6 protein-coding genes and 1 tRNA gene are annotated in these 4,851 nt (G+C 34.7%); 5 read left to right on the forward strand and 2 right to left on the reverse strand.

What is annotated here, in order from left to right:
* From JR053_RS04890 to JR053_RS04905, 4 genes are all read left to right on the forward strand, one after another.
* The coding region (locus tag JR053_RS04890) for a hypothetical protein (protein ID WP_416603743.1) at positions 1-204 on the forward strand (204 nt) is incomplete at its 5' end.
* A gap of 104 nt (positions 205-308) precedes the next feature.
* Positions 309-644: a divalent-cation tolerance protein CutA gene (gene cutA / locus JR053_RS04895; RefSeq protein ID WP_010402294.1), complete on the forward strand. Its 336-nt coding sequence runs from the start codon at positions 309-311 to the stop codon at positions 642-644.
* A tRNA-Gln gene (locus tag JR053_RS04900) sits at positions 635-706 on the forward strand. Before cutA ends, JR053_RS04900 begins: the two co-directional genes overlap by 10 nt.
* 138 nt (positions 707-844) lie before the next feature.
* Positions 845-1,273, forward strand: a complete 429-nt coding sequence (locus JR053_RS04905) for a hypothetical protein (protein WP_236607905.1) — start codon at positions 845-847, stop codon at positions 1,271-1,273.
* A gap of 107 nt (positions 1,274-1,380) precedes the next feature.
* On the opposite strand, the gene JR053_RS04910 is transcribed toward JR053_RS04905, so the two are convergent.
* Positions 1,381-1,560, reverse strand: a complete 180-nt coding sequence (locus tag JR053_RS04910) for a hypothetical protein (protein ID WP_010402288.1) — start codon at positions 1,558-1,560, stop codon at positions 1,381-1,383.
* A gap of 438 nt (positions 1,561-1,998) precedes the next feature.
* Complete coding sequence (gene dapE, locus JR053_RS04915) at positions 1,999-3,195, reverse strand: succinyl-diaminopimelate desuccinylase (RefSeq protein WP_010402830.1); 1,197 nt, start codon at positions 3,193-3,195, stop codon at positions 1,999-2,001.
* 42 nt (positions 3,196-3,237) lie between these two features.
* On the opposite strand from dapE, the gene JR053_RS04920 reads away from it, so the two are divergent.
* Positions 3,238-4,503 (forward strand): iron-containing alcohol dehydrogenase, encoded by a 1,266-nt coding sequence (locus JR053_RS04920; protein WP_010402832.1) that lies wholly within the window; start codon positions 3,238-3,240, stop codon positions 4,501-4,503.
* Positions 4,504-4,851 lie beyond the last annotated feature (348 nt).

Below are 4,851 nucleotides of genomic sequence, written 5' to 3' on the forward strand. Positions count from 1 at the left end.
ACTGACTCTCATTTTTTGTGGCATATTTTTTCTTCAACAGTTAAATGGCTATTTATAATGAATTTTGTCAGTAACTGCCAGTTCTTTTCACTTGAGCGATGCAACAAAGCCATCCCAGTGTCACGCACTGGGATGACAAGAGGAGAATTACTGGGATGGCAAGAGGAGAACTACTGGGATGACAAGGGGAGAGCTACTAAATGACATCTTCAATTTCTGTGTGTCAAGCACTGAAGAGGTCTCTCCTATTTTCTCTTGATGAATAAATCTAAGTAGAGTATAGTAAAAATGCATTTATGTAGCGGTTAATGAGCAATTTAGTTTTAGTCTATATAACTTTTTCAAACTTGAAAGAGGCTAAGGCTATTTCTGAAGAATTGTTAAACGAGAAGTTAATTGTGTGTGTAAATATATTTCCTGAAGTAAATTCTCTGTATTTATGGGAAGGTAAAATTAATAGTAATTGTGAAGTGGTGACAATTATGAAGAGTAGGAATGATCAGGCTGATAAGATTGTAGAAAAAATCGAGGCAATGCATTCTTATGATCAACCAGCCGTTGTGATAATACCCATAGGAAAAGCGAATAAATCTTTTACTAATTGGGTTAATAATGTTATTGATATAAACAATATTGGGGTGTAGCCAAGTGGTAAGGCAGCGGTTTTTGATACCGTCACGCGAAGGTTCGAATCCTTCCACCCCAGCTTTATTAAAGTGTGCGTGAAATGATATCACTTTTTTATAAATTAAGGTTATTTAATTATATACTGGGCAGCTTGAAAGATATAGTTGTCAAGCTATTTCTTTTCACTCTGTATCTTTATACATCGAGCATTATGCTTATGTTTCTCACCAATGGTTTTTGGTATACTGTAGAGTTTAGCTCTTTCAAAAATGCATTTTACCATTTGTATCAATATTTAAAATGGTATTATGAAAATAGAGATGATTTGGGTTATGGAGTTTCTATTAGAATATTAGTAGCGTTTCTTACTCCGCATTTTCTCTACAAATTATTTTCTGGCACAGGCTGGAAGTCTTTTTTCAAGGAGAAGATAGTTCAGATACTCAGCACAAGAAGAAAAATGAGTAATAAACCAAATGGCAGTAGTTATGGTTATAGTAATAAGAACAGTTACGGTAACAATAATCTTCAAGAGGCAGAACGGAAAGTGAATATGATAAAGCAGCTATTAATCCAAGATATAGATGAAGCTATAGAAAAAAGATTAAATGATATTTTTCTTGGTGAGAGGGGTAAACCTCATTAAAAGGGCTTTATCTTTTTTAGAATTGGCTGTATTTTGTTTTTTACGTATAACGGATCTCAATCAGCCAGTATACATGTTTCAACAAAATCTTGACTGAAGTCTGATAGTCAGGAAATTGCTTTACGTTTCTCTACCAAGCTTTCTGTTTTTTTACAGTTACTTGCTGCATCAATCATTGCCTGTGATATCACTGATTGCCACAGTATGCAGTACCTTTGTATATCATCTAAAGTGCTATTTGCTTCGTGATGGTGAAAAAATTCTTTGAAATTAAAGTTATTTGACATTATGTACCTCTTTAAGTTGAAAATTAGAATTTGAAGTAGTGCGAAAGTTGTCTGCTGCAATGAGTAGCCTTTATGACAGTCAGACCGGGTTTTATGTGAGCTATAAATGTTTAAGAAATTAATCTATTCAGATCTATGTGAAACCAGTGCTTCTTTTCTTGTTATCCGAGCTGGGATCCAGGTTGACAAAAGCGCTTTACAACGTTTTGTGTACAAAAACCAGTGTTGCATGACACTATTTGTTCTTATACCCTTTTTGTCTATCTTATTTTGTCACTCTGCTGAACAGATAATTTTCGCCAATAAGCTTTCTACTGAATTTTTGTTATTGAGCTCGCACAGATCAAAGACAAGTTTTGAGTCAAAAATACCCTTAATATTATAATAAGGGACTGGTAAAATGTGTCTAGTAAGTTTTCTTCTCTATGCAACTGCACCTCAAGCTAATAATGGACCATCAGGCGTATTACCAATTACATTGATCTGGTTTAATATTTTATTAGTGGGGTAAAAATAATTTTTTATAAACTCCTTATATATAGCTGTTAATTTATGTATATCGTCTATTGATACGCATTCATTTACCTGATGTGCGGTTTTGTTGATCATACCAAATTCAATTACTGGACAAATATCCTTAATAAACGCAGCATCAGATGTGCCACCATTTGTACTCAGCACAGCATCAATGCCGGTAATTTTATTTATCGCATCAAGCATAATATCAGTATTTCTATCAGGAATAGAGAGAAAAACGTTTCTGCTGCTCTGCATAGACAGTTTATAATCGTTAGTCACATTGGTGCATATTGCATCAATCATCTTATATAAAACGTCTGGTGTTTGTGTATTGTTATATCGAACATTAAAACCTGCTGCTATTGAACTAGGTATTAGATTATTAGTATTATTTCCAACGTCGATAGTAGTAATTTCGCAATGTGAAGGCTGAAAGTATTTATTACCAGTATCAAAAGTGGTATCTTTTATCTTACTTAGTATCGATACCATTTTATATATTGGATTATCTGCTAGATCTGGGTAGGCAACGTGCCCTTGTTTACCATGGCAAATCAATTTAAATGTTGCAGAACCTCTTCTACCTATTTTTATGGTATCACCTAATTTCTCACTACTCGTTGGTTCTCCAACTATACAAAAATCTATCTTTTTTTGCTTGCTTTTCATCCATTCCAAAACGGCCTTTGTTCCATGTTCTTCCGTGCTTTCTTCAGCGCTGGTAATCAATGCACTGATTGAACCGCTGAATCGAAACTTACCTGCAACTGAATCTACGATAGCAGCAATAAATGCAGCTACTCCGCCTTTCATATCAGCTGCTCCTCTTCCATATAGCATTCCATCTCTAACTTCTGGCTTAAATGGATCAGATATCCAATCTTTTAACTCACCTGGTGGTACAACATCAACATGTCCAGCAAAACACAAGTTTGGTACTCCATTTATATATTTCGCATAAAGATTTTTAACTTTATCACCAAACTCTAAAATCTCACATTCAAAACCACTTTTCTTGAGAATGGCTGCTATATGCTCTATTGCCCCATCGTCTTTTGGTGTTATACTTTTAAAAGAAATTAATTTCTTAGTTAGTTCTACAGGGTCAATCTTCATATCAATCTTGAAATACTAACATTACCGTATTGTAAACATTCTATGCGATATTTAAAACAAATATTACAGCACACAGAACAAGTTTTTATTAGGGAAGTAACAGTACTTGCTGATAATATCTATGAAATATGTAGACAATACGGAAATGACATTTTTCTGATTGCAGATAAAAATACAGCAAAACTTTTAAACAAAAACATACTTAATAAAGTTTCTCATTTAATTATTCCAGCCACACCTGTCATTCCAGCGCGTGACTATGATGGATCACAGTGTCACGCTACTTGGATGACACCAAATAGACTGAACAGAGCTGCTTCTCTCCAAGCTGTAAACCTAGTTAGAAATAAAGCAAAAGATAGTGACTTAATGGTTGCATTTGGCAGTGGCACTGTTAATGATATCTGTAAGTACGCAAGCTATTTAGAAGGCAAAGACTACATATCCTTTCCAACAGCTGCTTCCATGAATGGATATAGCTCTGCAAACGCTTCAATATTAGTTGATGGATATAAAAAATCGTTCGGAGCACATCTTCCAAAGGCAATATACATTGATACCGATATAATTGCCAACGCACCACCACGCCTCACATTAAGTGGATTTGCAGATTTCATCTGCCGTTCAACAGTACAAGCCGATTGGCTATTATCTCATCTATTACTTGGCACAGAATATAATGAACTCCCCTTTAAACTTGTTCGCAATCTGGAGGAAATTTTGCTCAGAGAACACTTGGCACTTGCTAAAAAAGATAAAAGAGTAGTTTTATTACTTATGGAAGCCTTATTGATTTCAGGACTCGGAATGGTGATGTCAAAAGGCAGTTACTCTGCAAGTCAAGGAGAACATATGATAGCTCATGCAATTGAGATGGTAACACAGGATTATTCCTCCTCGTTACATGGGGAAAAAATTGCTGTGACAACGATTACCATGGCTAACTTGCAAGAGGAGATATTGTCAATACGAAACCCGATTACCAAACCGATCACTTTAGATGTAAAACATATAACTCAGTGCTTTGGTAATACCGAATTTATAAAAATTCTAAAGCAGAAGCAAATGATGCAGCAAAAAATTCAAGAGATTATTTGCAAAGAATGGAGTAATATTTCTAGTTTAATTAAGCAAAATTTACTATCTGCAAAACACCTGCAGAAAGTATTTGAAGATCTATCAATTCCGTACTTACCGGAGCATCTTAATTGGAACAAAGAGCAATATTGCAAGGTAGTCAATCTTACATTTGCAACAAGAGATAGATTCACCTTTCTTGACCTGGCTGGTTGTATAGAAAAAAGTTAGATTTTGTGTATTCGTTCAGTAGGGTAGCAAAATAAGATAGACAAAAACACAGTAACAAATGGTGTCATGCAAGTAGCTATCCAGCCTTTCTTAACAACAAAAACTTAGCATGACTTTTGTGCTCAAAAAACTTCTGGATTCCAGCATCAAGTGCTGGAATGACATGGTAAAATATTATTCAAGTAGCCTCTGTCCCAGTACCTATTCGGTGTAATAGTTTAGACTTGATCTGACAGGCATGAATTAACTGACAGAAGAATTAACAAAGTCAAAACCAAAATCAGCATCCTGTTTAATGCTATCAATATTTTTCTGATAAGCAATATGCATACTATCAAAAAAGGTTTG

It is taken from the genome of Wolbachia endosymbiont of Nasonia vitripennis (genome assembly GCF_048054115.1).
Lineage (GTDB): Bacteria > Pseudomonadota > Alphaproteobacteria > Rickettsiales > Anaplasmataceae > Wolbachia.

Coding starts and splice junctions, on each gene's coding strand:
- cutA (WP_010402294.1), top strand. CDS start 309: ATGAGCAATTTAGTTTTAGTCTATATAACTTTTTCAAACTTGAAAGAG.
- JR053_RS04905 (WP_236607905.1), top strand. CDS start 845: ATGTTTCTCACCAATGGTTTTTGGTATACTGTAGAGTTTAGCTCTTTC.
- JR053_RS04910 (WP_010402288.1), bottom strand. CDS start 1,560: ATGTCAAATAACTTTAATTTCAAAGAATTTTTTCACCATCACGAAGCA.
- dapE (WP_010402830.1), bottom strand. CDS start 3,195: ATGAAGATTGACCCTGTAGAACTAACTAAGAAATTAATTTCTTTTAAA.
- JR053_RS04920 (WP_010402832.1), top strand. CDS start 3,238: ATGCGATATTTAAAACAAATATTACAGCACACAGAACAAGTTTTTATT.